Origin of the sequence: Psychromonas sp. Urea-02u-13, from assembly GCF_002835995.1 — a bacterium.
GTDB lineage: Bacteria > Pseudomonadota > Gammaproteobacteria > Enterobacterales > Psychromonadaceae > Psychromonas.
Genome location: NZ_PJBZ01000287.1, coordinates 1 through 400, shown reverse-complemented (window position 1 = coordinate 400; position 400 = coordinate 1). Strand labels below are relative to the sequence as shown.

Sequence of the window (400 nt, the reverse complement as noted above, 5' to 3'; positions counted from 1 at the left end):
CGCCATTTTATCTACAGCGCGATAACAATACATCCAGCCCCCTTTTACTTTAACGTAAGTTTCATCCATTCACCATGAGCCAGATACAGCCCATTTGTTGCCTCTAGCCTTTGCTTAAATTGGCGGAGAAAATCAAATAACCCAGAGGTTTAGTTACAGAAGATCGTAGTGACAAACCGTTCTTTTAGTCAGAGAGCCTTGATTGAAGTCACAAAGTTAAAAATACAATGCATTTCATCTGGTACATATAAGGTAATATATTATTCATTATCACTAGAGTGGTATGGGGTTTTATTTTTTAAATAAGCAAAGGGAAAGGGATACAATGATTAAATCATTAATAAGTTCGGGATTGTTACTCACCTCAGTATCAGCATATAGTGCTTCTGACTGTGAAAAC

At 36.5% G+C, this 400-nt stretch carries 1 pseudogene; it reads right to left on the bottom strand.

Annotation, left to right across the window (positions count from 1 at the left end):
• Positions 1-105, bottom strand: a pseudogene (locus CXF74_RS21760) (DDE-type integrase/transposase/recombinase); the annotation flags it as partial.
• Between the last annotated feature and the right edge of the window lie 295 nt (positions 106-400).